This window comes from Xylophilus sp. ASV27 (genome assembly GCF_016428875.1).
GTDB lineage: Bacteria > Pseudomonadota > Gammaproteobacteria > Burkholderiales > Burkholderiaceae_C > Xylophilus.
Window position 1 is genome coordinate 1 of sequence record NZ_JAELTO010000047.1, and the last position, 25,220, is coordinate 25,220.

Below are 25,220 nucleotides of genomic sequence, written 5' to 3' on the forward strand. Positions count from 1 at the left end.
CCCCCCCCCCCCCCCCCCCCCCCCCCCCCCCCCCCCCCCCCCCCCCCCCCCCCTTTTTTAGATGTGTATAAGAGACAGTCCCACAGCAGCACCATGGAAAAGCCGAATATCACCCAGAGGATGGTGCGACGGATGTCGTTCATGAAGAAGTCTTCTTTTGGGAGGAAGTGAAGCGCGGCCCGGAGAACAGGCGCGGCGGTGCGTCGGGCACCGGGTCGCAGCCGCCCTCGCACCAGGGCTGGCAGCGGGCGATGCGCCTGAGCGTCAGGTAGCTGCCGGCGGCCGCGCCGTGGCGCTCCAGCGCCTGCAGCGCATAGGCGGAACAGGTCGGTTCGAAACGGCAAGCGTTGCCCAGCCACGGGCTCAGCAGCAGCCGGTAGCCGCGCACCGCGGCCATGAGCAGCCGGCGCATCATGCGGTCGCCGCTTCTGCCGCCGCCGGCGCCCGGGTCACGCGGCCGAGCAACTGCTGCAGCTCGGCCCGCACCGCGCGCTTCAAAGCGTCGGAACTGGCACTGACGAACCGGGCGCGGTCGAACGTGCTGCGCAGGCGCACCACATAGGCGGCCCGCGGCAGGTGCTCGCCGGCCTGGCCGCCGACGGCGTAGATCTGGCGCTTGATCGCGTTGCGCGTGACCGCGCGGCGCGCCCAGCGCTTGGGCACGAGCGCACCGAGCCAGACGTCGTCCTGCGGAGCGAAGAGAGGGGTCGCGAGCGCCGCGGCGTCCACCGGCGCGCCGGGCACCAGACGGTGCAGCGCGAAATGCGGGGTGCGCGACACGATGCCGCCGGCCAGCACGGCCTGGAACTGCGGACGGGTCTTCAGACGCTGCACGCCATCATCCTCGCCGGACGGACGGGCGAAACCATGCGGCGGCATCTGCGGGACGCACCGGCGGCAGACCGGAAAAGGTGGGGCCAGGGGAGAACGGGGAAGAAATCTTGGCGAGCGGTTCGGCCGGGGCCGCGCCGCGCAGCAGATCTGTCCGCCCGCCCTCAGACGGCGAGGCGCTTGCGGCCCTTGGCGCGGCGCGCGTTGATGACGGCGCGGCCGCCACGGGTCTTCATGCGGACGAGGAAACCGTGGGTGCGGGCGCGACGGATCTTGGAAGGCTGGTAGGTACGCTTCATGGCAAATTCCTCGGGAAAGCTGCGGGGTTACAGTGGTATGGCCCCTGAACGCTTTTCAGGGAAACCCATGATTATCATCAACTTGGCAGCGCATGGCAATGCTTGGGCCCGCGCGGCGGTAGGTTACAGGCAGCCTCCCGGTTCCGGGCCGGCTTGTGGACAAGGTCTTGATAATTTAGAATCCCCGGCTTTCGCCCCCGTGCCTATCCACACCGGCACCGCCTCTCCCAAACCCTCCTTATTACTCCTACATGACCGAGGGATTCCCCCCCGGCGCCGGCCCCGGCGCCCCTGACGACGCAGGCCAGAGCCTGTGGCAGGTCTGCATAGAGCAACTGGCGCAGGAGCTGCCGGAGCAGCAGTTCAACACCTGGATCAAGCCCCTGGTGGCCCAGGTGACCGAAGACCTCTCGCGCGTCACCCTGTTCGTCGGCAACCGTTTCAAGCTCGACTGGATCCGCGCCCAGTACGCCGGCCGCATCGCCCAGACGCTGGAGCGCATCTACGGCCAGCCGGTCGCGCTCGAGTTAGCCCTCACTCAGCGTGAAGCGCCTGTGCGCACGAGCATTTCTCCCGCATTGCCGACGGCCGCCCAGGCGGCCGCCGCAGCGCCCGCGCAGCCCGAGCCGGCGGCCCTGGGCGACGACAGCGCGCCGGCGGCGTTCAAGAACCGCCTGAATGCCGCGCTGACCTTCGACACGCTGGTGGAAGGCACGGCCAACCGCATGGCGCGCGCCGCAGCCATGCACGTGGCCGGCATGCCGGGCCACCTGTACAACCCGCTGTTCATCTATGGCGGCGTCGGCCTGGGCAAGACCCACCTGGTGCACGCGGTGGGCAACAAGCTGCTGGCCGACCGGCCTGACGCCAAAGTTCTCTACATCCATGCCGAGCAGTTCGTGTCGGATGTGGTCAAGGCCTACCAGCGCAAGACTTTCGATGAGTTCAAGGAGCGCTACCACTCGCTCGACCTGCTGCTGATCGACGACGTGCAGTTCTTCGCCAACAAGGACCGCACGCAGGAGGAATTCTTTAACGCCTTCGAGGCGCTGCTGGCCAAGAAGAGCCACATCGTGATGACCTCGGACACCTACCCCAAGGGCCTGGCCGACATCCACGAGCGCCTGGTGTCGCGCTTCGATTCCGGCCTGACGGTGGCGATCGAGCCGCCCGAGCTGGAGATGCGCGTGGCCATCCTGATCAACAAGGCGCGCTCCGAAGCCGCCGAGATGCCAGAGGAGGTCGCCTTCTTCGTCGCCAAGAACGTGCGCTCCAACGTGCGCGAACTCGAAGGCGCGCTGCGCAAGATCCTGGCCTATTCGCGCTTCAACCAGAAGGACATCTCGATCCAGCTCGCGCGCGAAGCCCTGCGCGACCTGCTGTCGATCCAGAACCGGCAGATCGGTGTGGAAAACATCCAGAAGACGGTGGCCGACTACTACAAGATCAAGGTGGCCGACATGTACAGCAAGAAGCGCCCGGCCAGCATCGCGCGGCCGCGCCAGATTGCCATGTACCTGGCCAAGGAGCTGACGCAGAAGAGCCTGCCCGAGATCGGCGAGCTGTTCGGCGGGCGCGACCACACCACGGTGCTGCACGCGGTGCGCAAGATCGCCGCCGAGCGCCAGCAGCTCACCGAGCTGAACCAGCAACTGCACGTGCTGGAGCAGACGCTCAAGGGCTAGGTCTGCCGCCTATGCGGACCGACCCGAAACCACCCCTGAAACCGGCGAAAATGCCGGATGGTCCCCGCGCAGCGCGGGCGCCGCATCCCATCGACAACGCATTCTGGAGAAGAGGTTGACATGATCGTCCTGAAGGCCACCCAAGAAACGCTGCTCTCGGCTCTGCAAGCGGTGGCGGGCATCGTGGAGCGGCGGCACACGCTGCCCATCCTCGCCAACGTGCTGATCCGCAAGACCGGCCCGCAGGTGCAGCTCACGACCAGCGACCTCGAGATCCAGATCCGCACCGTGGCTCCGCTCGGCGGCGATGAGGGCAGCTTCGCCACCACCATCGGCGCGCGCAAGCTGATCGACATCCTGCGCACCCTGCCGGCGGACCAGACCGTGTCGCTCGAATCCACCGGCGGCAAGCTGGTGCTCAAGGGCGGCAAGAGCCGCTTCACGCTGCAGTCGCTGCCGGCGGAGGACTTCCCGCTGGTGCAGGAGGCGGCCAATTTCGGCCCGGCCTTCAGCGTGCCGCAGAAGACGCTCAAGAGCCTGCTGGGCCAGGTGTCGTTCTCGATGGCGGTGCACGACATCCGCTACTACCTCAACGGCATCCTGTTCGTGGCCGAGGGCAAGACCCTGTCGCTGGTGGCGACCGACGGCCACCGCCTGGCGTTTGCCTCGGCCCAGCTCGACGTGGAAGTGCCCAAGCAGGAGGTGATCCTGCCGCGCAAGACCGTGCTGGAGCTGCAGCGCCTGCTGAGCGACGCCGGCGACGCCGAGAACCCGCCGCGCATCGAGATGCAGTTCGCCAGCAACCAGGCCAAGTTCGGCTTCGGCGGCATGGAGTTCGTCACCAAGCTGGTCGAGGGCAAGTTCCCCGACTACAACCGCGTGATCCCCAAGAACCACAAGAACAGCGTCACTTTGGGCCGCGCGCCGCTGCTGGGCAGCCTGCAGCGCACCGCCATCCTGACCAGCGAGAAGTTCAAGGGCGTGCGCCTGAACCTGGAGCCGGGCACGCTGCGCGTGGCCAGCAACAACGCCGAGCAGGAAGAGGCGCAGGACGAACTCGACATCGACTACGGTGGCGACACCATCGAGATTGGCTTCAACGTGACCTACCTGATCGATGCCCTGGCCAACATGTCGCAGGACATGGTGACCCTCGAACTCGCCGACTCCAACAGCTCCGCGCTGCTGACCATCCCCGAGAACGCCGACTTCAAGTACGTCGTGATGCCGATGCGGATCTGAGATCCCCCGCACCTGCAGGCGATGACGATTTGCTATATAAACAATAGCTAATAGCCCAGGCAACACCTGGGCTTCAAGCCTTTTTGGCTTAAAAATGCCCCGCCCCCCGCGGGCCGGGCCGCAAGGGAATGACATGACCGACAGCTCCAAGCCCCAGCCGAACGCCGCCGCGGCGCCCCACACCGAGCCCGTCTACGAGCCCGAGATGGACAACGCGGTACCGGTGGAGCTCACGTCCGACGCCTACGGCGCCAGCTCCATCACCATCCTCGAAGGCCTGGAGGCTGTGCGCAAGCGGCCCGGCATGTACATCGGCGATACCTCCGACGGCACCGGCCTGCACCACCTGGTGTTCGAGGTGGTCGACAACTCCATCGACGAGGCGCTGGCCGGCCACTGCGACGACATCGTCGTCACCATCCACAGCGACAACTCGATCAGCGTCACCGACAACGGCCGCGGCATCCCGACCGGCATCAAGTTCGACGACAAGCACGAACCCCGGCGCAGCGCCGCCGAGATCGCGCTGACCGAGCTGCACGCCGGCGGCAAGTTCAACCAGAACAGCTACAAGGTCTCGGGCGGGCTGCACGGCGTGGGCGTGTCCTGCGTCAACGCGCTGTCGAAGATGCTGCGCCTGACGGTGCGCCGCGAAGGCAAGGTGCACGTGCTGGAGTTCAGCAAGGGCTTCGTGCAGAACCGCATCATCCAGGTGCAGGAGGGCGTGGAAGTCTCGCCCATGAAGATCACCGGCGACACCGAGAAGCGCGGCACCGAGGTGCACTTCCTGCCCGACACCGAGATCTTCAAGGAAAACCACGACTTCCACTACGAGATCCTGGCCAAGCGCCTGCGCGAGCTGAGCTTTCTGAACAACGGCGTGCGCATCCGCCTGAAGGACGAGCGCACCGGCAAGGAAGACGACTTCTCCGGCGCCGGCGGCGTGCAGGGCTTTGTCGAGTTCATCAACAAGGGCAAGACCGTCCTGCACCCCACGCCCTTCTACGCCGCGGGCGAGAAGCCGGCCGAGACCTACGGCGGCATTCCCGGCACGCACATCGGCGTGGAAGTCTCGATGCAGTGGAACAGCGGCTACACCGAACAGGTGCTCTGCTTCACCAACAACATCCCGCAGCGCGACGGCGGCACCCACCTGACCGGCCTGCGCGCCGCGATGACCCGCGTCATCAACAAGTACATCGAAGAAAACGAGCTGGCCAAGAAGGCCAAGGTGGAAGTCACCGGCGACGACATGCGCGAAGGCCTGTGCTGCGTGCTGAGCGTGAAGGTGCCCGAGCCCAAGTTCAGCAGCCAGACCAAGGACAAGCTGGTCTCCAGCGAAGTGCGCGCGCCGGTCGAGGACATCGTCGGCCGCCTGCTCACCGACTACCTGCTGGAGCGCCCGAACGACGCCAAGATCATCTGCGGCAAGATCGTCGAGGCCGCCCGCGCCCGCGAGGCCGCCCGCAAGGCGCGCGAAATGACCCGCCGCAAGGGCGTGCTCGACGGCATGGGCCTGCCCGGCAAGCTGGCCGACTGCCAGGAGAAAGACCCGGCGCTGTGCGAGATCTACATCGTCGAGGGCGACTCCGCCGGCGGCTCGGCCAAGCAGGGCCGCGACCGCAAGTTCCAGGCCATCCTGCCGCTGCGCGGCAAGATCCTGAACGTCGAGAAGGCGCGCTATGAAAAGCTCCTGACCAGCAACGAAATCCTCACGCTGATCACCGCCCTGGGCACCGGCATCGGCAAGGCCACCGGCGTGGGCGGCAGCGCCGGCGTGGACGACTTCAACGTCGCCAAGCTGCGCTACCACCGCATCATCATCATGACCGACGCCGACGTCGACGGCGCCCACATCCGCACCCTGCTGCTGACCTTCTTCTACCGCCAGATGCCCGAACTGGTCGAGCGCGGCCACATCTACATCGCGCAGCCGCCGCTGTACAAGGTCAAGGTCGGCAAGGAAGAGCAGTACCTGAAGGACGCCAGCGCGCTCGACAGCTTCCTGCTGCGCGTGGCGCTCAAGGACGCCAGCGTCAGCACCGGCGGCGACGCCCCGCGCACGCTCAGCGCCGAGACGCTGGACGACCTGGCCCACAAGCACCAGCTGGCCGAAGCGGTCATCGCCCGCCTGGGCGTCTTCATGGACGCCGAAGCCCTGCGCGCCATCGCCGACGGCGTGGCGCTGGACCTGGACACGGTCGAAGCCGCAGAGGCCAGCGCCGTCGCGCTGCAGGCCAAACTGCGCGAACTGAGCACCAACGGCATCCCGGCCGAAGTCAGCAGCGAATTCGACGTGCGCAGCGACAAGCCCATCCTGCGCATCAGCCGCCGCCACCACGGCAACGTCAAGAGCAGCGTCATCACCCAGGACTTCGTCCACGGCGCCGACTACGAAGCCCTGGCCCGCGCCGCCCAGACCTTCAACGGCCTGCTCGCCCCCGGCGCCACCGTCAAGCGCGGCGAAGGCGACAAGGCCCGGGAAGAAAAAGTCACCGACTTCCGCCAGGCCATGCGCTGGCTCATCAGCGAAGCCGAACGCGTCACCGCCCGCCAGCGCTACAAGGGCCTGGGCGAAATGAACCCCGAGCAGCTATGGGAAACCACCATGGACCCCAACGTGCGCCGCCTGCTGCGCGTGCAGATCGACGACGCGATCGAGGCCGACCGGGTGTTCACCATGCTGATGGGCGACGAGGTCGAGCCGCGTAGGGACTTCATTGAGACCAATGCGTTGCGGGCGGGGAATATTGATGTTTGATCTTGTGCGCTCTCGCTAATCGTGCAAAGCGAATGCTTTTGAAATGGCCTCACGTGTATTTGCTGAGCGTTGATGTTGAGGTCTGCTCTGGAGCTGTAGGCCTATACCACGGAATGGGATGCGGCCGTCGTGATAGCGCCCCCGAGTCAAAACGAGTCAGAGGATCTGTGGTCCCATAGCAGCCGGACTACATTTTTTCGATCTTGAACTCGGTGACCAAACGCGATTCCCGCTTGATCTCGGACTCCTGGAATTTTCTCAGGACATCCGCATTGCCCAAGAAGGCGTTGAAATTGTTCCTGTCCAGATATTCTTTGCTTTCCGCATCGTCATAGATGGACAGCAGGGTCTTTTCCAACACATCCCGCACGTTCCTTGGCGTGGACTTTGGGGCAAAAACACCCCACCACGCGACCTGGAAGAAGTCCTTGTATCCAAGTTCCTGCAAGGTGGGCGTGTCAGGCAGTAAGGACATCCGCTTCTCCGATGTGACCGCCAGTAGACGGACCTTGCCGGCCTGTACGAGCGGTAGTGCTGCGCTGAGTTCGACGATGGTGAAATCGACCTGCCCGCCCGCAACGTCTGCAACGGCCGGAGCGGCCCCCTTGTACGAGATCAACGTGGCCTTTCCGCCCGCTATCGACAACAGCCATTCGGTCGCAATGTTGTAGGTGGCACTGCCGCTGGCATAGTTCAGCTTGCTAGGGCGAGACTTCGTATCGTTCAGCAGTTCCGTCGCGGTCTTGAAGGGCGAGTTGACTGGCACGAAGAGTCCCATCGGGGAATAGGCCACTCGGGCGACCGGCATCAGGTCGACCAGGGGGTCGTAGGGCAGCTTGTTGTAGAGCGCCACGTTGGTGGTCACCGGCCCGTTGGCCGCCCAAAGCAACGTATACCCGTCGGCCGGCGAGCCGATGACGGTCTGCACTGCGATGATGGCATTGCCGCCCGCCTTGTTCTCGACCACAACCGGCTGCTTCAGAGCACCTTCCAGGCGCCTGGCGGTGTATCGGGCCACAGTATCCGTCCCGGATCCCGGCGGATAGGGCACTACGAGCCTGATGGGCTTGTCGGGAAAGGCCCCCTGCGCCTGCGTGGTCAGGGCCGCAGTTGCCATTGCAAAACCGGCCATCGTGTTGATGAACCACTTCATGACGTCTCCCATAGGTTGATGAATGCTGGCATGCTCAAGGATTTAGAACGCACCGGCCGATGACGCTCTGATTGCTGATGGCAGCGAGTGCTTCCCGGAAATCAGCGAGGGGATGGGCCTGCTGGGTATGGGGCCGCAGCCAGCCGCCCGCGGCCCAGCCCAGCATCTCGTCGAAGGCTTCGCGTACCTGCGCCTCCATGCCGGGCGGAGGCAGTTGGCGTGCCCAGCCCATGTAATAGCCCCAGTAGATGCCAATGACGGTGATGTTCTTCACCAAAACCAGGTTGGCCGGCACCGAGGGGACGGTTCCGCCTGCGAAGCCCATGGGGATGATCCGGCCGTCGGGCGCGATGCAGCGCAGGGACTCGTCGAAGGTGCTGCCCCCCACGGGATCGAAAATCACGTCGGCTCCGCGACCACCCGTCGCTGCAAGCACCTGCTCGCGGAAGCCTCCGTTGCGGTAGTTGATGCAGAGGTCGGCACCATGGTCGGCGGCGGCCGCAAGCTTCTGTTCGCTGCTGGCGCTGGCGATCACCAGGGCGCCCAGCAGCTTGCCGATTTCGATGGCGGCCAGGCCGCTGCCACCGGCAGCACCGTGCACTAACAGGATCTCGCCGGGCTGCAGCCGGGCACGCCACTTGAGCGCGCAATAGGCGGTCGCATAGATCGTCGGGAAATGCACGGCGGCATCGAAATCAACCGTATCGGGCAACGCGAAGACATTGTTTTGCGTCACGACCACTTCCTCGCCGAACCCCCCCTTGCGTACCCCCGCGACCACCCGATCCCCAGCACGGAAGCGATCCGCACCGGCGCCGCTTTCCAGCACCACGCCGGCCACCTCAGTACCTGGCGTGAATGGCGGCTCCCAACGGTTCTGGTGCTTGCCCTCGATGACCAGCAGATTGGCGAAACTGACGCCCGCCGCATGCACGCGAATGCGTACCCCGTAGGGGCAGAGCTCCGGGCGCGGAACGTCTTCCAGTGCGGCGTGGTCGAGCCCGAACCGCCTGACAACGACCGCCTTCATGGCAGGGCCCCGTGGCGGCCACTGCCGGCGGCAAAGCGCACGGCACCGACCATGGCCTCCTGCTCCTTGGCCTGAGTGGCAAGCAGATCTTCCGCGGCCAGGGCATCCGCCAGCGACATCCCTCCCTGTCCATAGACGGACATGCGGTCCGACCGCATAGCGATCTGCGGGAATTCGCACATGGCCAGGGCCAGCGCCTCCGCTTCCGCGCGGGCCTTTCCGTCCTCCACCAGACGGTTGGCGAGGCCCATGGCGAGGGCTTCCTCCGCGTCCACCAATCGCGCGGTGAGCAGCATGTCCAGTGCGCGGCTCATGCCGATGAGCCGGGGTAGCCGTACGGTAGTACCGTCGCTCATCGGCACACCCCACCGGCGGGACAGCACAGCAAAGGTGGCCGAGCGTTCGGCCACGCGGAGGTCGCACCAAAGGGCCAGCCCCAGCCCACCGGCGCATGCGTGCCCAGCGACGGCGGCGATCACCGGTTTGGCGAGTGGCCGCGAAAACGGGCCATGCTCGCCGGCCCACGCCTCGTAGACGGCACCGGACGCCAGTTCCTTGAGGTCGGCACCGGCGCAGAAAGCACCGCCGGACCCGCACAGAACCGCCACGCGCGCCGCCTCATCACGTTCGAAGGCGCGCAGGGCTGTGCCAAGCGCTGCGGTGGTTTCCAGGTCCAGCGCGTTCCTTACCTCAGGCCGGTTGATGACGATGGTGGTGACCGGGCCGGCCTTCTCAACAAGCACTGTCCGGGTCATGGTGCGGACTTGAGCACACGTTCGGGCAGAAAGGCGTGTACTGCGAAGCGCCCGATCTCCTCAGCCAGTTTCTTGCGGTCGGCGCTGGTCTCGCCGTCGCGGGGGTGGTACCAGCGCGAGGTCCAGTTGAGCGCACCCAGCAACGGCTTGACGGCCACGCGGGCGTTGACGCGACGGAACTCGCCAGTCTTAACTCCTTCATTCAGCACACCCAGGTAGAGCTTTTCGTTGCCATCCCGCAGCGCGGTGATGCTGGCGATCTCGCGGCGCTCGTCCTCTGTGGTGCGGCCGCTCAGGTGCATTTCCAGGCCCTGCGCCGCGACACGCAGGTAGTCCAGGTGCTCCATCATCAGCAGCGTATGCGCAACGGCCATGCGCTCCAGCCGCTCCCGCGCCGGCCCTGGGCCGGTAGCGATACCCGCGATGGCCTCGCGCGTCAGCTCCATCGCACGACGTTGCACGGCAAAGAACAGGCTGGTCTTGCTGCGAAAGTGGTAGTAGATGATGCCTTTGGAGGCGCCTCCATAGTTGTCGCTGACGTCGTCCAGCGACGCTCCCGCGAAACCGAGTTTCATGAAGACAGCGGCCGCGGCATCCAGGATGCCTAGCTGTTTCTCGTCTCCGACCGGGGTGCCGATCTGTTTTTTCCGACCCACGCTTTGATCTCCTGAACGTTGGGGCTTCATCCTGGCACTGCGGAATAACCCGCTGGCGTAGTACCAAGGATGTACGCTAAATTAATGCTACTGCGCAGTAGCACAATTTGTCCAGCACTTCTTTCTCACCGGCGCCATGACAGAAGATCTCCACTTCGCCCATCTTGCTTGGCCCTTTCTGGACGACCGACACCGCGCCCTGGGCCCTGACCTCGACCGGTGGGCACACGCATTGGCAGTGCCTGGGCTGGCCGACAACCAACCCTCCCGGGCGACCGTCGACCAATCGTGCCGGAGCATCGTCCGGGCGCTGGGCGATGCCGGCTTCCTCCGGCTGTGCGTGGACATGGCCGACGGCTCCAGCCATCGGCTGGACTGCCGTGCCATTTGTATCGCACGAGAGACACTGGCACGTCACCACGCCCTGCTGGATTTCGCTTTCGCCATGCAGGGGTTGGGCTCGGGCGCGATCTCCCTGGCCGGCACGGACGAGCAACGTGCCCAATACCTGCCGCGGGTCGTGGCCGGCCAGAGCATCGCAGCCTTCGCCCTCTCCGAGCCGATCGCGGGGTCCGACGTGAGCGCCATGGCCTGCACGGCCGAACGCCTGGGCGACCACTACGTGCTGAACGGTGAGAAAACGTGGATTTCCAATGGCGGCATCGCTGATTTCTACGTGGTATTCGCCCGAGCTCCCGGCACGCAGCGCTCCGCCGGGGTCTCTGCCTTCATCGTGGAGGCAACTACTCCTGGTCTCGACGTCGCGGAGCGGCTGGACGTCATGTCACCGCATCCGCTGGCACGCATACGGTTCCAGGACTGCAGGGTGTCGTCCATGCGGCTGCTCGGTGTCGAGGGCGGCGGCTTCAAGCTGGCCATGCAGACACTGGACATCTTCCGCACATCAGTTGCCGCTGCCGCGCTCGGCTTCGCGCGGGCGGCGTTGGATGCAGCCGTCCAGCGAGCCAACACACGCCAGATGTTCGGCAACACACTGGGCGCCCTTCAGCTCACCCAGTCGAAGATCGCACAGATGGCCTGCTCCATCGACGCAGCGGCCCTGCTGGTGTACCGCGCGGCGTGGATGAAGGACCGAGGCCGGCGCATCACGCGGGAGGCCGCCATGGCCAAGCTGGCGGCAACAGAGTCCGCGCAGACCGTCATCGATGCGGCGGTGCAGATCCATGGGGGCGAAGGCGTCCGGGTGGGCGCAAAAGTGGAAAAGCTATACCGGGACATCCGCGCCTTGCGCATCTATGAGGGAGCGACGGAGGTGCAACAGATCATCATCGGCAGCGACGTGCTCAAGGCCGCGCAGGCCGCATGCCAGGGGACTACGGCATGAGTACGGGCCCCCTCGCAGGCATTGTCGTCATTGACATATCGAATTTCGTCTTCGGTCCCGTCGCCACGCAGATGCTGGGCGACATGGGCGCCGAGGTCATCAAGGTCGAGCCACCGGAGGGCGACCCCACCCGCGGCATCGGTGCCAGCAGGAACAAGGGCATGGGCTCCTTCTTCCTCAATCTGAACCGCAACAAGCGCAGCGTCGTGCTGGACTTGAAGTCGAAGGCCGGAGCGCAGGAGCTTCGGCGGCTGCTGATTTCGGCAGATGTCTTCGTGCACAACATGCGCAGCACTGCGCTGGCCCGGCTCGGCCTGTCCTACGAGCAGTTGCAGGGAGCATTTCCCCGGCTGGTTCACGCTGCGGCTCAGGGCTTCGGGGCCGGCGGCGCTTACTTCGACCGCCCCGCCTATGACGACATCATTCAGGGCCTGAGCGGCATTACCGGCATCAATGCTGCCTCCTCGGGCCAGCCAGCCTACGCGCCGATGCTGCTGTCGGACAAGCTGTGCGGCGTTTATCTGGCCCAAGGCATCACGGCAGCGCTGCTGCACCGCGAACGCACCGGCCGCGCCCAGAAGGTCGAGGTGCCGATGCTGGAAACGATGGCCTCCTTCAACCTCCTGGAGCATCTGGCAGACGGCGTGCTGCAGCCCACTGGCGATGCCGGCCCACCCTGGGAAGGGTATGCGCGGATGTTCTCCCCCCATCACCGCCCGCTGGCGACACGGGACGGGCACATCAGCATCATCGCGAACACCGACGGCCAATGGCGCCGGCTGTTCGAGTTGATCGGCCGGGCGGAGCTATGCGCGGACCCGCGCTTCACAAGCATCGGTGAGCGCATGCGGCACATCGGTGTGCTCTATGAGGCCGTGGAACAAGGCCTGGCCGGCAAGACCACGGCCGAATGGCTTGCAGCCCTGCAGGCCGCCGACGTACCGGCCGGCCCCATTCACAGCCTTGAAGGGCTGCGGCAGGACCCGCACCTCCGGCAGCGGGGATTCTTCCGGGAGTTTTCACATGCAACGGAAGGCACGTTGGTGATGCCGGACGCGCCCGTCATGTTTTCCGACTCACCCGCCTCGATCCGCCGGGGACCGCCGCGGCTGGGGGAACACAATGCCGAGTTGCTGCCTGGCACGGAAGCGCAGGGTGCCCGGTGACGCGGTCGCCTCACCGGAAGCACCCTCGTCGGTCGATCCGTGCTCAGCGGCGGGCAAGCATACTGCGGCCGCCAGCTGTTCTTGTTTCTTGCAATTGGAGTATCAGATGGGCTACCCCCTTAAAGGCGTGACCGTTGTCGCAGTCGAGCAGGCAGCGGCGGCGCCCTACGCATCCAGCCGGCTGGCGGATGCCGGCGCGCGCGTGATCAAGATCGAGAGGCCCGAAGGCGACTTTTCGCGCGGGTACGACAAGGCGGTTAACGGCGACAGCACCTACTTCGTCTGGCTGAACCGGGGCAAGGAATCCGTGGTGCTGGACTACACCCAGCCGGAGGATGCCGCGCTGCTGCAGCGCTTGATCGCCCGGGCAGACGTGCTCATCCAGAACTTGGGGCCTGGCGCAGCCGTCCGAGCGGGTTTCGGCTGGGAAAAGATGCGCCAGTTGCACCCCCGGCTCATCACCTGCGACATCTCCGGCTATGGAGAAGAGGGCCCCTATGCCGGCATGCGCGCCTACGACCTACTCGTGCAGGCAGAAAGCGGCATCTGCTCAGTCACGGGTAGCCCAGAGACACCGGGCAGGATCGGCATTTCGGCCTGTGACGTGGGGACCGGCATGTATGCCCACGCAGCCATCCTGGAGGCACTTCTCCAGCGCGAGCGCACCGGCGAAGGCAGCGCAATCCATGTGTCATTGTTCGACGCGATGTGCGACTGGATGACCGTGCCGCTGCTGCACTACGACTATGCCGGCACCACCTGGCCGCGGGTCGGCCTGGCCCATCCGACCATCGCCCCCTATGGCGCGTATCGGGTAGGAGGCGAGGTAGGGGATGAAGCCACCATCCTGATCGGGGTACAAAACGATGGCGAGTGGAAACGCTTTGCCACCCAGGTGCTGGGCCGGCCGGGCCTGCTCGGCCGCCCCGAATTCGCCAGCAATATGCTGCGGGTCGAACACCGCGACCCCCTGGACACGGAGATCAAGGCCATCCTGGCTTGCATGGCGCCGGCAGAGGTCCGGCAGAAACTCCAGATGGCGCAGGTGGCGTTCGCCGCGGTCAACGGTGTCCAGGAGCTGTCCTCCCATCCGCACTTGCGGCGTGCGACAGTGCCCACCGTCCACGGCAACGCCCAAGTAGTTGCCCCGCCGGCCATCTTCCGCAAGGAGCCACGGGAGCTGGGTCGTGTGCCCGGCATCGGCCAGCACACGGAGGCGATAAGGGCGGAGTTCAGCGGGATTCCGGCTCTGCCGGCATAGGTTTGTTGGGTCTGAGGGATCAAGTCGCCCTGCCCGTGTTCTGATCGGCAGAGCCGCCACCCACCTCCCCACCCCATGCCCCGCACTGCCGTCATCGACTTCGAAACCACCGGCCTGTCGCCCCTGAACGGAGACCGGGCCACCGAGGTGGCCATCGTGCTCGTGGAGGGCGGCGAGGTGGTGGACCGCTTCCAGAGCCTGATGAATGCGGGGGTGCGCATTCCGCCGTTCATCGAATCCCTCACCGGCATCAGCAACGCGATGGTGGCGGCGGCGCCGCCGGCCGAGCGGGTGATGGCGGATGCGGCGCGCTTCGTGGGGGATACGCCGATGGCGGCGCACAACGCGTCGTTCGACCGGCGCTTCTGGGCGGCCGAGCTGGGGCGCATCGGCCAGGCGGCGCCGCAGCCCTTCGTCTGCACCCTGCTGCTGGCGCGGCGGCTCTATCCCGAGGCGCGCAGCCACAAGCTCGGGGCGCTGGCGGCGCTGCATGGCCTGGCGTGCACGGGCCGCGCGCACCGGGCGCTGGCCGATGCCGAGATGGCCGCGGCGCTGCTGGGGCGGATGCGGCGCGATCTGCAGTCCCGCTATGGCCTGCCGCAGGCCCACCACGGCCTGCTGGAGCAGTTGCAGCGCGCGCAGCGGCAGGCGCTGCCCAAGGTGATCGCCCGCTACCTTGCGCAATAGCGACGGGCACGAGCCGCGCAGAGGGCTTGTCATACAGTAGCGTCGCAGCCACCCGACCGAGGACTCTTCCGGTGAACGATCTTGCGCAACTGCCCTTCTCCAACCCCTACCGCCACGGCTTCGCGCGCCTGGCGGTGGCCGTGCCGCGCAACCGCGTGGCGGACCCGGTGTTCAACGCGGCGGAAACCATCCGCCTGTTCCGCGAGGCGGCGGCCGGCGGCGCGGTGGTGGTGGCCTTTCCGGAGCTGGGGCTGTCGGCCTATACCTGCGACGATCTGTTCCACCAGGCGGCGCTGCTCGATGCCTGCGAGGCGGCGCTGCAGGCGGTTGTCGAGGCCTCGCGCGACGTGGCGGCGGTGGCCATCGTGGGGCTGCCGCTGCGGGTGGACCACCGGCTGTTCAACTGCGCGGCACTGGTGGCGGGCGGGCGCGTGCTGGGGGTGCAGCCCAAGACCTACCTGCCGAACTATGGCGAGTTTTACGAGGCGCGCCAGTTCAACGCGGCGGGCAGCGCGCTGAGCCGCGCGATCACGCTGTGCGGGCAGGAGGGCGTGCCCTTCGGCTCCGACATCGTGTTCCAGGCGCGGCAGTTGCCGCTGCTCAGGATCCATGTGGAGATCTGCGAGGACCTGTGGGTGCCGATCCCGCCCAGCAGCACCGCCACGCTGGCCGGCGCCACGGTGCTGGTGAACCTGTCGGCCAGCAACATCACCGTCGGCAAGGCCGGCTACCGGCACCAGCTGGTCAGCCAGCAGTCGGCGCGCTGCCTGGCGGCCTACCTGTATTCGTCGGCCGGCATCGGCGAGTCGACGACCGATCTGGCCTGGGACGGCCAGGCGCTGATCTACGAGAGCGGCGAGCTGCTGGCCGAGAGCGAGCGCTTCTCCAACGCCTCGCACCTGATCGCCGCCGATGCCGATCTGGAGCGCCTCTCGCGCGAGCGCATGCGCCAGGGCAGCTTCGGCGATTCGGTGCGGCAGCACCAGGCCGCGCTGCAGGGCTGGCGCACGGTGGCCTTCGACCTGCCGGTGCCGCAGCAGGCGCGCGGCCTGCTGCGCCGCGTGGAGCGCTTTCCCTACGTGCCGGCCGATGCGGCCACGCGCGACGAGCGCTGCCGCGAGGTGTTCAACATCCAGGTGCAGTCGCTGGTGCAGCGGCTGGAGGCCAGCGGCATCCGCAAGGTGGTGATCGGCGTGTCGGGCGGGCTGGACTCGACCCATGCGCTGCTGGTGCTGGCGCAGGCGATGGACCGGCTGCGGCTGCCGCGCAGCCACATCCTGGGCTACACCATGCCGGCCTTCGCCACCAGCGAGCGCACGCTGGCGCAGGCGCACCGGCTGATGGCCGCCATCGGCTGCAGCGCGCGCGAGATCGACATCCGCCCGAGCTGCCTGCAGATGCTGCAGGACATCGGCCACCCGTTCCACGACGGCCAGCCGGTCTACGACATCACCTTCGAGAACGTGCAGGCCGGCGAGCGCACCAGCCACCTGTTCCGCCTGGCCAATTTCCACAACGCCATCGTCGCCGGCACCGGCGACCTGAGCGAGCTGGCGCTGGGCTGGTGCACCTATGGCGTGGGCGACCACATGTCGCACTACAACGTCAACGCCAGCGTGCCCAAGACGCTGATCAAGCACCTGGTGGGCTGGGTGGCGCAGCAGACGCTGCTGGGCGCCGAGGGCAGCGCGGTGCTGCGCGCCATCGTCCAGACCGAGGTCAGCCCCGAATTGGTGCCGCACGGCGCGCTGCCGGGCGAATTACAAGCAAAATCATCTTCAAGCCCAGGTAACACCTGGGCTTCTAGCTATCAAAATAATAGTGCCATGGCGGCGCAGCCCGGCCAGAGGACCGAGGACACGATCGGCCCCTACGAGCTGCAGGACTTCCACCTCTACTACGTGCTGCGCTACGGCTACCGGCCGAGCAAGGTGGCCTTCCTGGCGCACTGCGCCTGGGGCGACCGCCTCCGCGGCGCCTGGCCCGACGACCTGCCGGTGCACAACCAGTACACGCTGGCCCAGATCAAGCAGCACCTGGGCACCTTCCTGTGGCGCTTCTTCAAGACCAGCCAGTTCAAGCGCAGCTGCGTGCCCAATGCGCCCAAGGTGGGTTCGGGCGGCTCGCTCTCGCCGCGCGGCGACTGGCGCGCACCGAGCGATTCCGAAGCGGCGGTGTGGATGGAAGAACTCAAGCAGGTGCCGGACGAAGGGTGACCCGGCACAGCCCCTGATGCACCACCGCCGCCATTTCCTCATGACCTCCTCCGTCCTGGGCACCACCTCGGCCCTGTCCACGCTGTCCGACCTGGCGCAGGCCGCACGCGACGACCAGGCCCTGCTCGGCTACCGGAAGCTGCCGGGAGCCGACACCGCGGTGGCCACGCCGGACCACGACTACCCCTTCCTGTACGCGCCGGGCGCGGCGGGGCCGGCGGAGCGCGCGCGCACGGTGTTCGAGAGCTTCCACGCCGGCACCCTGAGCATGCGCTGCGTGCAGTTCGGCTAGGGCGTTCATCCTTCATTTCGCCCCCCATGTCTTCCACCGAGTGGTCCGCCGCGGCCCTGCACACCTTCGACGAAGCGGTGAATGCCACCGCCGGATTCCGCAGCCGGCCCGGCCAGCGCCGCATGGCCGAGCAGGTGGCGCAGGCCTTTGCCAGCGCCACGCTGGGCAAGGTCGAGGAAGGCGACGACGCCCCGGTGCGCGCCATCGCCGTGGTGCAGGCCGGCACCGGCGTGGGCAAGTCGCTGGCCTACTGCGTGCCGGCGATCACGCTGGCACTGGCGCGCAACACGCGGGTGCTGATCTCCACCGCCACCGTGGCGCTGCAGGAACAGCTCTGCACCAAGGATCTGCCGGCGCTGGCCGCGCTGCTGCCGCAGCCGTTCAGATTTGCGCTGGCCAAGGGGCGCGGGCGCTATGTCTGCAAGCTCAAGCTCGAACGCCTGGCCGGCACCGGCGAGGCCGCCGACGAGGACGACCTGTTCGCCGAGGAAGAAGCCGCCGCCCGCGCGGCCCGGCCCGCGCACGAGACCGAGGCGCGCATCCAGTTCTATTCCGGCATGGCGCAGGCGCTGGCCAGGGGCGGCTGGGACGGCGACCGCGACTCGCTCGACACGCCGCCCGCGCACGAGGTCTGGGGCCCGGTCGCGGCCGAGGCCGCCACCTGCACCGGCAAGTACTGCCCCGCCTTCAGCCAGTGCACCTATTTCGACAAGCGCAAGGAGCTGGTCGGCGCGCAGGTGATCGTCGCCAACCACGACCTGCTGCTGTCTTCGCTCGGCGCGCGGGTGCTGCCCGAGCTGGACAACTGCCTGCTGGTGCTGGACGAGGCGCACCACCTGCCCGGCACCGCGCTGGACCAGTTCGCCTGCAGCATGGACCTGGGCCGCCACGCCTGGGTCGAGCGCCTGGCCAGCCGCGCGCTGCGCGTCGGCGGCCTGCTGGCGGTGCAGGAAATCGCCGACGTCCCGCGCCACGCGGCGCAGTTGCGGCAGGCGCTGATCGACGTCGGCCGCCTGGTGCAGGACCTCTACGGCAGCGCGCTGCATGCCCAGCAGGGCGGCTGGGGCCCGGCGCACGTGCGCCTGCCGCGCGGTGAACTGCCCGAGGCACTGCAGGAGCCGCTGGGCCAGCTCGCCCACCATGCGGAGGGCTTTGCCGGCGCGCTGCGCGCCATCGCCAAGGCGCTGCGCGCCGAGATGCGCGACAAGCCCGACGAGGCGCGGCGCCTGTCCGCGCTGTATGCGCAGATCGGCATGCTCGCGCCCCGGCTCGACCAGGTGCTGGCCACGGCCCAACTGCTGCTGCAGGACAGCGCGCCGGGCGCGGTGCCTGCCGCGAAGTGGTTCACGCTCGAAACCCGCGAAGGCCAGGACGACCTGCTGCAGGCCCATGCCAGCCCGGTGCTGCCCGGCAGCGCGCTGCGCAAGCACCTGTGGAGCGCGGTGCGCGGCGCGGTGCTGACCTCGGCCACGCTGACCAGCTGCGGGCAGTTCGACTTCTTCCTGCGCGAGACCGGCCTGCACGGCGACGACGCCGCCAGCACGCTGGAAGTGCCCAGCCCCTTCGACTACGCCGCGCAGGGCACGCTGCTCATGGCCGAGACCGCCGCCGACCCGCGCGACGCCGCCGCCTTCACCGCCGAGATGGTGCAGGCGCTGGTGCAGGACCTGGCCGACGTCCGCTCCGGCGCGCTGGTGCTGTTCACCTCGCGCGAACAATTGCGCCAGGCGGTCGACGCCCTGCCCGACGCCCTGCGCCCCGCCGTGCTGGTGCAGACCGCGCTGCCGCGCGCGCAGCTGCTGCGCCGCCACCGCGAGCGCGTCGCGGCAGGCCAGCCTTCCATCATCTTCGGCATGCAGTCCTTCGGAGAAGGGCTGGACCTGCCGGGCCGGCTGTGCGAAACCCTGTTCATCACCAAGCTGCCCTTCGCGCCGCCCGACGACCCGGTGGGCGAGGCGCGCGCCGAATGGCTGCGCGCGGTCGGCCGCGACCCCTTCAGTGAACTGGTGGTGCCGGCCACCGCCATCCGCCTGGCGCAATGGGTGGGCCGCGCCATCCGCACCGAGGAAGACCGCGCCCGCGTGGTCTGCTACGACCGCCGCCTGGGCAGCACCCGCTACGGCCAGCACCTGCTGCAGGGGCTGCCGCCGTTCACGCGGGTGCGGCGCGGCGCGCTGGAGGCGGCGTCCTGAGAGGCGGGGATTTATTTTCTGAAACGCGCGTATACCCGCAGCACGGCGTGCCGCCTGTCGCCTAACCTGCGCGGCTACCCCGGCGCTTTCCGCCAGGGCGCTGCCCGCGCAGGGCCTCCTGAAGGACATCACATGACCACCGGACTTTTCTGGGTACTATTTGCAGGCTTCATCGTCGGCATGCTCGTCAACGCGTTCAAGCCGCTGGGACGCATGGCCGGCATGACGGGCCTGCTCGTCACCGCTGCCATCGGCATCGCCGGAGCGCTGGCGGCCAGCCTGTCGGGCGAGGCCCTGCACTGGTGGAGCCGGGAGCACCTCAACGGCTTCACGGCGGCCGTGATCGGCGCCCTCATCGTGCTGCTCGCCACACGTTTCTTCCTGAGGCCGCGCGCACTGCCGGCGGCCTGACCGCCGCGGCCTACCATGGGGGCCGTCCACCGCATCACGAGACCCCCATGGAGTTCGAGTTCAAGTTCCAGATCCCGCCCGAGCGCCTGCCCGCGGTAGAGGCGGCGCTGCGCCGCGGCGCGGTGCAACGGGTGCACCTGCAGGCGCGCTATTTCGACACGGCAGACGGCGCGCTGGCCGCGCACGGCATGGTGCTGCGCCTGCGCAAGGAAGGACGGCGCTGGGTGCAGACCGCCAAGGCCGCCGGTGCCGGCCCGCTGCAGCGGCTGGAGCACGAGGTGGACCTGGGCGCCGCGCGCGCCGCGGCCAGTGCCGTGCCGGATCTGCGCCTGCACCAGGGCACAGCGGTGGGCGCGCGGCTGCAGCAGGTGCTGGGCGCTGAGCCGGTGCTGCTTGAAACCTATGGCACCGACATCTGGCGCCAGCGCCGCGTGGTGCGGGTGGGGCGCAGCATGGTGGAGCTGGCGCTGGATGTGGGCCAGGTGAATGCCCCTGCCGTGGGCGGCGGGCGCCGCGTGTCGCCGGTGTGTGAACTGGAGTTGGAGTTGGTGCAGGGCGATGCGCAGGCGCTGGCCGGTCTGGCGCGGCGCTGGGCGCAGCGCCATGGCCTGTGGCTCAGCACCTTGTCCAAGGCCGAGCGCGGCGAGCGGCTGCGCGCGGGCGCGGGCACCGTGCCGGCGGTCAAGGCGCGGGCGCCGGAATTTCCCGCGCAGCCCTCGGGCCGCGCCATCCAGCAGGCCGTACTGGCAGCGTGCTTGGCGCAGGTGCTGCCCGGCGCAAGCGAGGTCGCGGCAGGCAACACGGATGCCGAGCAGTTGCACCAGTTGCGCATCGGCATCCGGCGCCTGCGCACCGCGCTGCGCGCGCTCGCACCCCTGGCGCCGGGCCTGGACCCGGCCTGGGAGGCGCCGCTGGTGCAGGTCTTCCGCGTGCTGGGCACGCAGCGCGACCGCGAGCAGGCGCTGGGCCTGGTGCAGCCGCTGCTGCAGGCCGCCGGCGGCCCGCCGGTGCAATGGCCGGCCGAGGACGACGCCACTGCCGCGCGGCCCGGCGAAGCGGTGCGGGCGCCGGCTTTCCAGGCGGTGCTGATCGAACTGGTCGGCTTCGCGGCGGCCGAGGCGGCCGCGCCCGGGCTGGACGCGGCGGCCGCCCGCCGCGCGCTGCGCCGGCAACTGCGCAGGCTGCAGGCCCGGGTGCTGGAAGATGCCGCGCGCTTCACCTCGCTCGCACCCGAGGCGCAGCACCGCACGCGCCGCCGGCTCAAGCGCCTGCGCTACCTGGCGGAATTCGTGGCGCCGCTGTGGGGCAAGGCCAAGGACGCCGCGACCTATCTGCAAGCCCTGCGTCCCGCGCAGGACCTGCTGGGCCGCCAGCACGACGAGGCCGTGGCCTGCGGCCTGTACCGGGCCGCCGCCATGCAGGACCCGCGGGCCTGGTTCGGGGCCGGCTGGCTCGCGGCGCGCCAGCCCGAGGGCGCGCGCGCCTGTGCCGAGGCGCTGGGCCGGATCGCCGGCGCGGCGCCGTTCTGGAAGAAGCACGGCGGCAAGAGGAACTGAGAAGGTGTGCAGGCAAGGAGCGATTTCGTCCTCGCATTGCCGATCGCAGGCATGGCGGCGCCGGCCGGCGAGACAGCTTTCTGAAACACGCGACGGCGCGAAAAAGCGTGCAATATGCGCTTCGGCGCGCCGCCCCTGGCGCTGCCCACACTGCGCGAGGAGCACGCCATGTCCCAATACGCCACCATCGTCGGCGAGGTCACCTACACCCCGGGCGACGGAACGCCGATCCCGATTCCCAAAGGCCTGGTGGAGGTGGCCCTGGCCCCCGACAGCGCCACCCTGAGCTGGGAGGCGGCCGACGGCGTGGCCGGCCTCACCGCCATTCCGCGCACGCAGTTCGACGACTACGTGGAGGAGGGCAAGATCGTGCTGAAGCGGCCGGCCGAGGGAGGCTGAGCGCCGCCTCATTCATGGATCAAACAGTGCCGTAGCCCATAATCCACCTGGGCTTTATGCTATTGAAAACATAGTATCCGTCGATGCATTTCCCGAGCGACATCCCCGCCGGCGAGCGCGCCGCCGCGGCCCGGCGCAGCACCTGGGTCAGCGTGGCGGTCAACGTCGTGCTGGTCACGGTGCAGATCGCGGTCGGCGTATTCGCCAAGTCGCAGGCGTTGATCGCCGACGGCATCCACTCGCTGTCGGACCTGGTGTCGGACTTCGTCGTGCTGTTCGCCGGCCGCCACAGCCGCCGCGACCCGGACGCCGGCCACCCCTACGGCCACCAGCGCTTCGAGACCGCCGCCACCCTGGTGCTGGGCGCCATCCTGCTGGCCGTGGGCGGCGGCATGCTGTGGTCGGCCGTGGGCAAGCTCGAAGACCCGCAGAGCATCCCGCGGGTGCACGGCGTGGCGCTGTGGGTGGCCGCCATCGCGCTGGTCGCCAAGGAGGGCCTGTTCCGCTACATGCTGGCCGTGGCGCAGCGCGTGCGCTCCACCATGCTGGTGGCCAACGCCTGGCACGCGCGCTCGGACGCGGCCTCGTCGCTAGTGGTGGGCCTGGGCATCGTCGGCAACCTCATGGGCTATCCGCTGCTGGACCCGATCGCCGCGCTGGTGGTGGGCGTGATGGTGGCGCGCATGGGCTGGACCTTCGGCTGGGGCGCGCTGCAGGACCTGATGGACCGCGCCGCCGACGCCGACGAGGTGCAGGCCATCGAGCGCACCCTGGCCGCCACTCCCGGCGTGCAGGGCGTGCACGACGTGCGCACCCGCCGCCTGGGCGACATGCTCGCGGTGGATGCGCACGTCGAGGTCGACGCCACCATCACCGTGGAGGCCGGCCACGACATCGCCGTGCGCGCCCGCCAGCGCGTGATGGAGCAGCACCGGGTGCTGAGCCTGATGGTGCACGTGGACCCGCGCCACCGGCCCGACCTGGACCACCTGCCGACAGCCCCGCGCGCGGCCGCCTGAGCGGCCATGCGGCGCGCTGCCCCAGTCCGCGCGCGCCGCCGCCGTCGGCGGCGGTGTCACGCGGCCAGGGGCGGCATCCGGTCCAGCAGCTTGTCGAGCGTGACCGGGTAGTCGCGCACGCGCACGCCGGTGGCGTGGTAGACCGCGTTGGCCACCGCCGCGCCGACGCCGCACAGGCCCAGTTCGCCCACGCCCTTGGCCTTCATGGGCGAGGAGACGGCGTCGGCCTCGTCCAGGAAGATCACCTCCTGGTGCGGGATGTCGGCATGCACCGGCACCTCGTAGCCGGCCAGGTCGTGGTTGACGAAGAAGCCCTGGCGCCGGTCCACCACCAGCTCCTCCATCAGCGCCGCGCCCACGCCCATGGTCATGGCGCCGATCACCTGGCTGCGGGCCGTCCTGGGGTTGAGGATGCGGCCGGCCGCGCACACGGCGAGCATGCGCCGCACGCGGACTTCGGCGGTGAAGGCGTCCACCGCCACCTCGACGAAATGCGCCGCGAAGGTGGACTGCTGGTAGCGCTTGTCCAGGTCGCCGAACTCGATGGCGTCCTCGGCCACCAGGCCTTCTGCGCCGGCCTGGGCCGCCACCGATGCCAGCGGCACGCTGCGTCCGCCGGACACCACCATGCCGTCCGCGAAGGCCGTATCCGCGGGCTGGAAGCCGGCGCGGCGTGCCACGGTATCGCGCAGCTTGGCGCAGGCGGCGTACACGCCCGCGGTCGAGCTGTTGGCGCCCCACTGCCCGCCCGAGCCGGCGGACACCGGGAACGACGAGTCGCCCAGCCGCACCACCACGCGCTCGATCGGCACGCCCATCATTTCCGCGGCGGTCTGCGCGATGATGGTGTAGCTGCCGGTGCCGATGTCGGTCATGTCGGTTTCCACCGTGACCACGCCGCGCGCGTCGAGCCGCACCCGCGCGCCCGACTTGGCGAGCAGGTTGTTGCGCAGGCCTGCCGCCAGCCCGGTGCCGATCCACCAGCGGCCCTCGCGCCGCTGTGCCGGCCGTGCGTCGCGCTGCGCCCAGCCGAAGCGCTGCGCCCCGGTGCGCAGGCATTCGACCAGGCGGCGCTCGGAGAAGCGGCGCTCCGGTCTGGCGGGATCTACCTGGGTGTCGTTGAGCACGCGCAATTCCAGCGGGTCCATGCCGAGCTGTTCGGCCATCTCGTCGATGGCGATCTCCAGCGCCATCAGGCCCGGCGCCTCGCCCGGCGCGCGCATGGCGTTGCCTTCGGGCAGGTCCAGCAGTGCCAGGCGGGTGCCGGTCAGGCGGTGCGCGCCCGCATACAGCAGCTGCGTCTGCTGCACTGCGTTCTCGGGCTGGCCGCCGGCCAGGTTGCCCGACCAGCTCTCGTGGCCGATGGCCGTGATCCGGCCCTGCCGGGTGGCGCCGATGCGGATGCGCTGGATCGTCGCCGGCCGGTGGGTGGTGTTGTTGGCCACCAGCGGCCGCTGCAGCGCCACCTTCACGGGGCGCTGTGCAGCGCGCGCGCCCAGCGCCGCCAGCACGGTGTCGGCGCGCAGGAACAGCTTGGCGCCGAAGCCACCGCCGACGTAGGGCGACACGAGCCGCACCTTGTCCTTGGCGATGCCCAGGGTCGCGGCGAGGTCGGTCCGGGTCCAGTCGACCATCTGGTTGGAGGTCCACACCACCAGCCTGTCGCCCTGCCACGCGGCCGTGGTGGCATGCGGCTCCATCATGGCGTGCGAGTGGTCGGGCGTGGTGTAGGTCTGGTCCAGCCGCACCTCGGCCTGCGCGAAGGCGCCGGCGAAATCGCCGACGGTGCTGCTGCGGTCGGTGGTGCGGCGGTCGGTCGCATCCCTGGCCTGGGCAAGGTCGAAGGCACCGTCCGCGCGCACGTACTCCACCTGCAGCAGCTGCGCGGCGGCGCGCGCCTGCTCGAAGGTCTCGGCGACGACGAGCGCAACGGCCTGGTGGTAGTGGTCGACCATGGGGCCGCCGAGCAGCCGGGCCGTGTTGAAGCGGCCCTTGCCCAGCTTGCCGGCGTTCCCGGCGGTGACGATGGCGATCACGCCGGGGGCGGCCCGGGCGCGGCGCTGGTCGATCGATGCGATGCGCCCCTTGGCGATGGCCGCGCCGACGATATAGCCGTAGGCCGCATCCGGCGCGACGTCGTGGCGCTCGTAGGCGTAGGGCGCCGTGCCGCTGGTCTTGAGCGCGCCGTCGATGCGGCCGAGCGGCAGGCCGATCACCTTGCCCTGGTCGATCGGGTTGGTGGTGGCGGGGGTGTCGAACTTCAT

At 68.6% G+C, this 25,220-nt stretch carries 22 protein-coding genes; 14 read left to right on the plus strand and 8 right to left on the minus strand.

Going from position 1 to position 25,220, the window contains the following annotated elements:
- Positions 1 to 139: 139 nt before the first annotated feature.
- The 3 genes from yidD to rpmH form a co-directional block, all read right to left on the minus strand.
- Positions 140 to 415 (minus strand): membrane protein insertion efficiency factor YidD, encoded by a 276-nt coding sequence (gene yidD, locus JHD63_RS11565; RefSeq protein WP_198970903.1) that lies wholly within the window; start codon positions 413 to 415, stop codon positions 140 to 142.
- On the minus strand, positions 412 to 834 hold the full coding sequence (locus JHD63_RS11570) for a ribonuclease P protein component (RefSeq protein ID WP_198970904.1): 423 nt from the start codon (positions 832 to 834) through the stop codon (positions 412 to 414). Before JHD63_RS11570 ends, yidD begins: the two co-directional genes overlap by 4 nt.
- 161 nt (positions 835 to 995) lie before the next feature.
- Positions 996 to 1,130, minus strand: coding sequence for a 50S ribosomal protein L34 (gene rpmH, locus JHD63_RS11575; protein ID WP_006299042.1), 135 nt, complete (start codon positions 1,128 to 1,130; stop codon positions 996 to 998).
- A 251-nt stretch (positions 1,131 to 1,381) separates the two neighbouring features.
- Here rpmH and dnaA point away from each other — a divergent pair, with 251 nt between their 5' ends.
- From dnaA to gyrB, 3 genes are all read left to right on the plus strand, one after another.
- Positions 1,382 to 2,815 carry a chromosomal replication initiator protein DnaA gene (dnaA, locus tag JHD63_RS11580; RefSeq protein WP_198970905.1) on the plus strand — a complete coding sequence of 478 codons (1,434 nt, stop codon included), beginning with the start codon at positions 1,382 to 1,384 and terminating at the stop codon, positions 2,813 to 2,815.
- A 120-nt stretch (positions 2,816 to 2,935) separates the two neighbouring features.
- Complete coding sequence (gene dnaN, locus JHD63_RS11585; protein ID WP_198970906.1) at positions 2,936 to 4,057, plus strand: DNA polymerase III subunit beta; 1,122 nt, start codon at positions 2,936 to 2,938, stop codon at positions 4,055 to 4,057.
- Between the two features lie 133 nt (positions 4,058 to 4,190).
- On the plus strand, positions 4,191 to 6,818 hold the full coding sequence (gyrB, locus tag JHD63_RS11590) for a DNA topoisomerase (ATP-hydrolyzing) subunit B (protein ID WP_198970907.1): 2,628 nt from the start codon (positions 4,191 to 4,193) through the stop codon (positions 6,816 to 6,818).
- Between the two features lie 187 nt (positions 6,819 to 7,005).
- Here gyrB and JHD63_RS11595 read toward each other — a convergent pair whose 3' ends face one another.
- Genes JHD63_RS11595 through JHD63_RS11610 form a run of 4 tightly spaced genes read right to left on the minus strand, consistent with a single transcriptional unit; the run spans position 7,006 to position 10,442 of the window.
- On the minus strand, positions 7,006 to 7,971 hold the full coding sequence (locus JHD63_RS11595; RefSeq protein WP_233167987.1) for a Bug family tripartite tricarboxylate transporter substrate binding protein: 966 nt from the start codon (positions 7,969 to 7,971) through the stop codon (positions 7,006 to 7,008).
- 34 nt (positions 7,972 to 8,005) lie between these two features.
- Positions 8,006 to 9,001: an NADPH:quinone oxidoreductase family protein gene (locus tag JHD63_RS11600; protein WP_198970908.1), complete on the minus strand. Its 996-nt coding sequence runs from the start codon at positions 8,999 to 9,001 to the stop codon at positions 8,006 to 8,008.
- Positions 8,998 to 9,756 (minus strand): crotonase/enoyl-CoA hydratase family protein, encoded by a 759-nt coding sequence (locus JHD63_RS11605; RefSeq protein ID WP_198970909.1) that lies wholly within the window; start codon positions 9,754 to 9,756, stop codon positions 8,998 to 9,000. The genes JHD63_RS11600 and JHD63_RS11605 overlap by 4 nt, the downstream gene beginning before the upstream one ends.
- Positions 9,753 to 10,442, minus strand: coding sequence for a TetR/AcrR family transcriptional regulator (locus JHD63_RS11610; protein WP_198970910.1), 690 nt, complete (start codon positions 10,440 to 10,442; stop codon positions 9,753 to 9,755). The genes JHD63_RS11605 and JHD63_RS11610 overlap by 4 nt, the downstream gene beginning before the upstream one ends.
- Positions 10,443 to 10,548: 106 nt before the next feature.
- On the opposite strand from JHD63_RS11610, the gene JHD63_RS11615 reads away from it, so the two are divergent.
- From JHD63_RS11615 to JHD63_RS11665, 11 genes are all read left to right on the plus strand, one after another.
- The gene (locus JHD63_RS11615; protein ID WP_198970911.1) at positions 10,549 to 11,757 is read left to right on the plus strand and encodes an acyl-CoA dehydrogenase family protein; all 1,209 of its coding nucleotides are present in this window, start codon (positions 10,549 to 10,551) and stop codon (positions 11,755 to 11,757) included.
- On the plus strand, positions 11,754 to 12,923 hold the full coding sequence (locus tag JHD63_RS11620) for a CaiB/BaiF CoA transferase family protein (RefSeq protein ID WP_233167989.1): 1,170 nt from the start codon (positions 11,754 to 11,756) through the stop codon (positions 12,921 to 12,923). Before JHD63_RS11615 ends, JHD63_RS11620 begins: the two co-directional genes overlap by 4 nt.
- A gap of 106 nt (positions 12,924 to 13,029) precedes the next feature.
- Complete coding sequence (locus tag JHD63_RS11625; RefSeq protein WP_198970913.1) at positions 13,030 to 14,184, plus strand: CaiB/BaiF CoA transferase family protein; 1,155 nt, start codon at positions 13,030 to 13,032, stop codon at positions 14,182 to 14,184.
- 75 nt (positions 14,185 to 14,259) lie between these two features.
- Entirely contained in the window at positions 14,260 to 14,871 is a 612-nt protein-coding gene (locus JHD63_RS11630; RefSeq protein WP_198970914.1) for a 3'-5' exonuclease, read from the plus strand.
- A gap of 71 nt (positions 14,872 to 14,942) precedes the next feature.
- The gene (locus JHD63_RS11635; protein ID WP_198970915.1) at positions 14,943 to 17,087 is read left to right on the plus strand and encodes an NAD(+) synthase; all 2,145 of its coding nucleotides are present in this window, start codon (positions 14,943 to 14,945) and stop codon (positions 17,085 to 17,087) included.
- A 40-nt stretch (positions 17,088 to 17,127) separates the two neighbouring features.
- Positions 17,128 to 17,379: a hypothetical protein gene (locus JHD63_RS11640; RefSeq protein WP_233167992.1), complete on the plus strand. Its 252-nt coding sequence runs from the start codon at positions 17,128 to 17,130 to the stop codon at positions 17,377 to 17,379.
- A gap of 26 nt (positions 17,380 to 17,405) precedes the next feature.
- Positions 17,406 to 19,571 carry an ATP-dependent DNA helicase DinG gene (gene dinG, locus JHD63_RS11645; protein ID WP_198970916.1) on the plus strand — a complete coding sequence of 722 codons (2,166 nt, stop codon included), beginning with the start codon at positions 17,406 to 17,408 and terminating at the stop codon, positions 19,569 to 19,571.
- 132 nt (positions 19,572 to 19,703) lie between these two features.
- Entirely contained in the window at positions 19,704 to 19,982 is a 279-nt protein-coding gene (locus tag JHD63_RS11650; RefSeq protein WP_198970917.1) for a GlsB/YeaQ/YmgE family stress response membrane protein, read from the plus strand.
- A gap of 47 nt (positions 19,983 to 20,029) precedes the next feature.
- Complete coding sequence (locus JHD63_RS11655; protein ID WP_198970918.1) at positions 20,030 to 21,538, plus strand: CYTH and CHAD domain-containing protein; 1,509 nt, start codon at positions 20,030 to 20,032, stop codon at positions 21,536 to 21,538.
- A 168-nt stretch (positions 21,539 to 21,706) separates the two neighbouring features.
- Complete coding sequence (locus JHD63_RS11660; protein WP_198970919.1) at positions 21,707 to 21,937, plus strand: hypothetical protein; 231 nt, start codon at positions 21,707 to 21,709, stop codon at positions 21,935 to 21,937.
- 83 nt (positions 21,938 to 22,020) lie between these two features.
- Entirely contained in the window at positions 22,021 to 22,956 is a 936-nt protein-coding gene (locus JHD63_RS11665) for a cation diffusion facilitator family transporter (RefSeq protein WP_198970920.1), read from the plus strand.
- A 56-nt stretch (positions 22,957 to 23,012) separates the two neighbouring features.
- On the opposite strand, the gene paoC is transcribed toward JHD63_RS11665, so the two are convergent.
- Positions 23,013 to 25,220 carry an aldehyde oxidoreductase molybdenum-binding subunit PaoC gene (gene paoC, locus JHD63_RS11670; RefSeq protein ID WP_198970921.1) on the minus strand — a complete coding sequence of 736 codons (2,208 nt, stop codon included), beginning with the start codon at positions 25,218 to 25,220 and terminating at the stop codon, positions 23,013 to 23,015.

Bases quoted from the DNA above. Each gene is read 5' to 3' on its own strand.
- JHD63_RS11610 (WP_198970910.1), bottom strand. From the start codon at position 10,442: ATGAAGCCCCAACGTTCAGGAGATCAAAGCGTGGGTCGGAAAAAACAG.
- paoC (WP_198970921.1), bottom strand. From the start codon at position 25,220: ATGAAGTTCGACACCCCCGCCACCACCAACCCGATCGACCAGGGCAAG.
- dnaN (WP_198970906.1), top strand. From the start codon at position 2,936: ATGATCGTCCTGAAGGCCACCCAAGAAACGCTGCTCTCGGCTCTGCAA.
- dinG (WP_198970916.1), top strand. From the start codon at position 17,406: ATGTCTTCCACCGAGTGGTCCGCCGCGGCCCTGCACACCTTCGACGAA.
- JHD63_RS11600 (WP_198970908.1), bottom strand. From the start codon at position 9,001: ATGAAGGCGGTCGTTGTCAGGCGGTTCGGGCTCGACCACGCCGCACTG.
- JHD63_RS11595 (WP_233167987.1), bottom strand. From the start codon at position 7,971: ATGAAGTGGTTCATCAACACGATGGCCGGTTTTGCAATGGCAACTGCG.
- JHD63_RS11650 (WP_198970917.1), top strand. From the start codon at position 19,704: ATGACCACCGGACTTTTCTGGGTACTATTTGCAGGCTTCATCGTCGGC.
- JHD63_RS11630 (WP_198970914.1), top strand. From the start codon at position 14,260: ATGCCCCGCACTGCCGTCATCGACTTCGAAACCACCGGCCTGTCGCCC.
- JHD63_RS11625 (WP_198970913.1), top strand. From the start codon at position 13,030: ATGGGCTACCCCCTTAAAGGCGTGACCGTTGTCGCAGTCGAGCAGGCA.
- JHD63_RS11660 (WP_198970919.1), top strand. From the start codon at position 21,707: ATGTCCCAATACGCCACCATCGTCGGCGAGGTCACCTACACCCCGGGC.
- JHD63_RS11605 (WP_198970909.1), bottom strand. From the start codon at position 9,756: ATGACCCGGACAGTGCTTGTTGAGAAGGCCGGCCCGGTCACCACCATC.
- JHD63_RS11615 (WP_198970911.1), top strand. From the start codon at position 10,549: ATGACAGAAGATCTCCACTTCGCCCATCTTGCTTGGCCCTTTCTGGAC.
- rpmH (WP_006299042.1), bottom strand. From the start codon at position 1,130: ATGAAGCGTACCTACCAGCCTTCCAAGATCCGTCGCGCCCGCACCCAC.
- JHD63_RS11620 (WP_233167989.1), top strand. From the start codon at position 11,754: ATGAGTACGGGCCCCCTCGCAGGCATTGTCGTCATTGACATATCGAAT.
- JHD63_RS11655 (WP_198970918.1), top strand. From the start codon at position 20,030: ATGGAGTTCGAGTTCAAGTTCCAGATCCCGCCCGAGCGCCTGCCCGCG.
- yidD (WP_198970903.1), bottom strand. From the start codon at position 415: ATGATGCGCCGGCTGCTCATGGCCGCGGTGCGCGGCTACCGGCTGCTG.
- JHD63_RS11665 (WP_198970920.1), top strand. From the start codon at position 22,021: ATGCATTTCCCGAGCGACATCCCCGCCGGCGAGCGCGCCGCCGCGGCC.
- dnaA (WP_198970905.1), top strand. From the start codon at position 1,382: ATGACCGAGGGATTCCCCCCCGGCGCCGGCCCCGGCGCCCCTGACGAC.
- JHD63_RS11640 (WP_233167992.1), top strand. From the start codon at position 17,128: ATGACCTCCTCCGTCCTGGGCACCACCTCGGCCCTGTCCACGCTGTCC.
- gyrB (WP_198970907.1), top strand. From the start codon at position 4,191: ATGACCGACAGCTCCAAGCCCCAGCCGAACGCCGCCGCGGCGCCCCAC.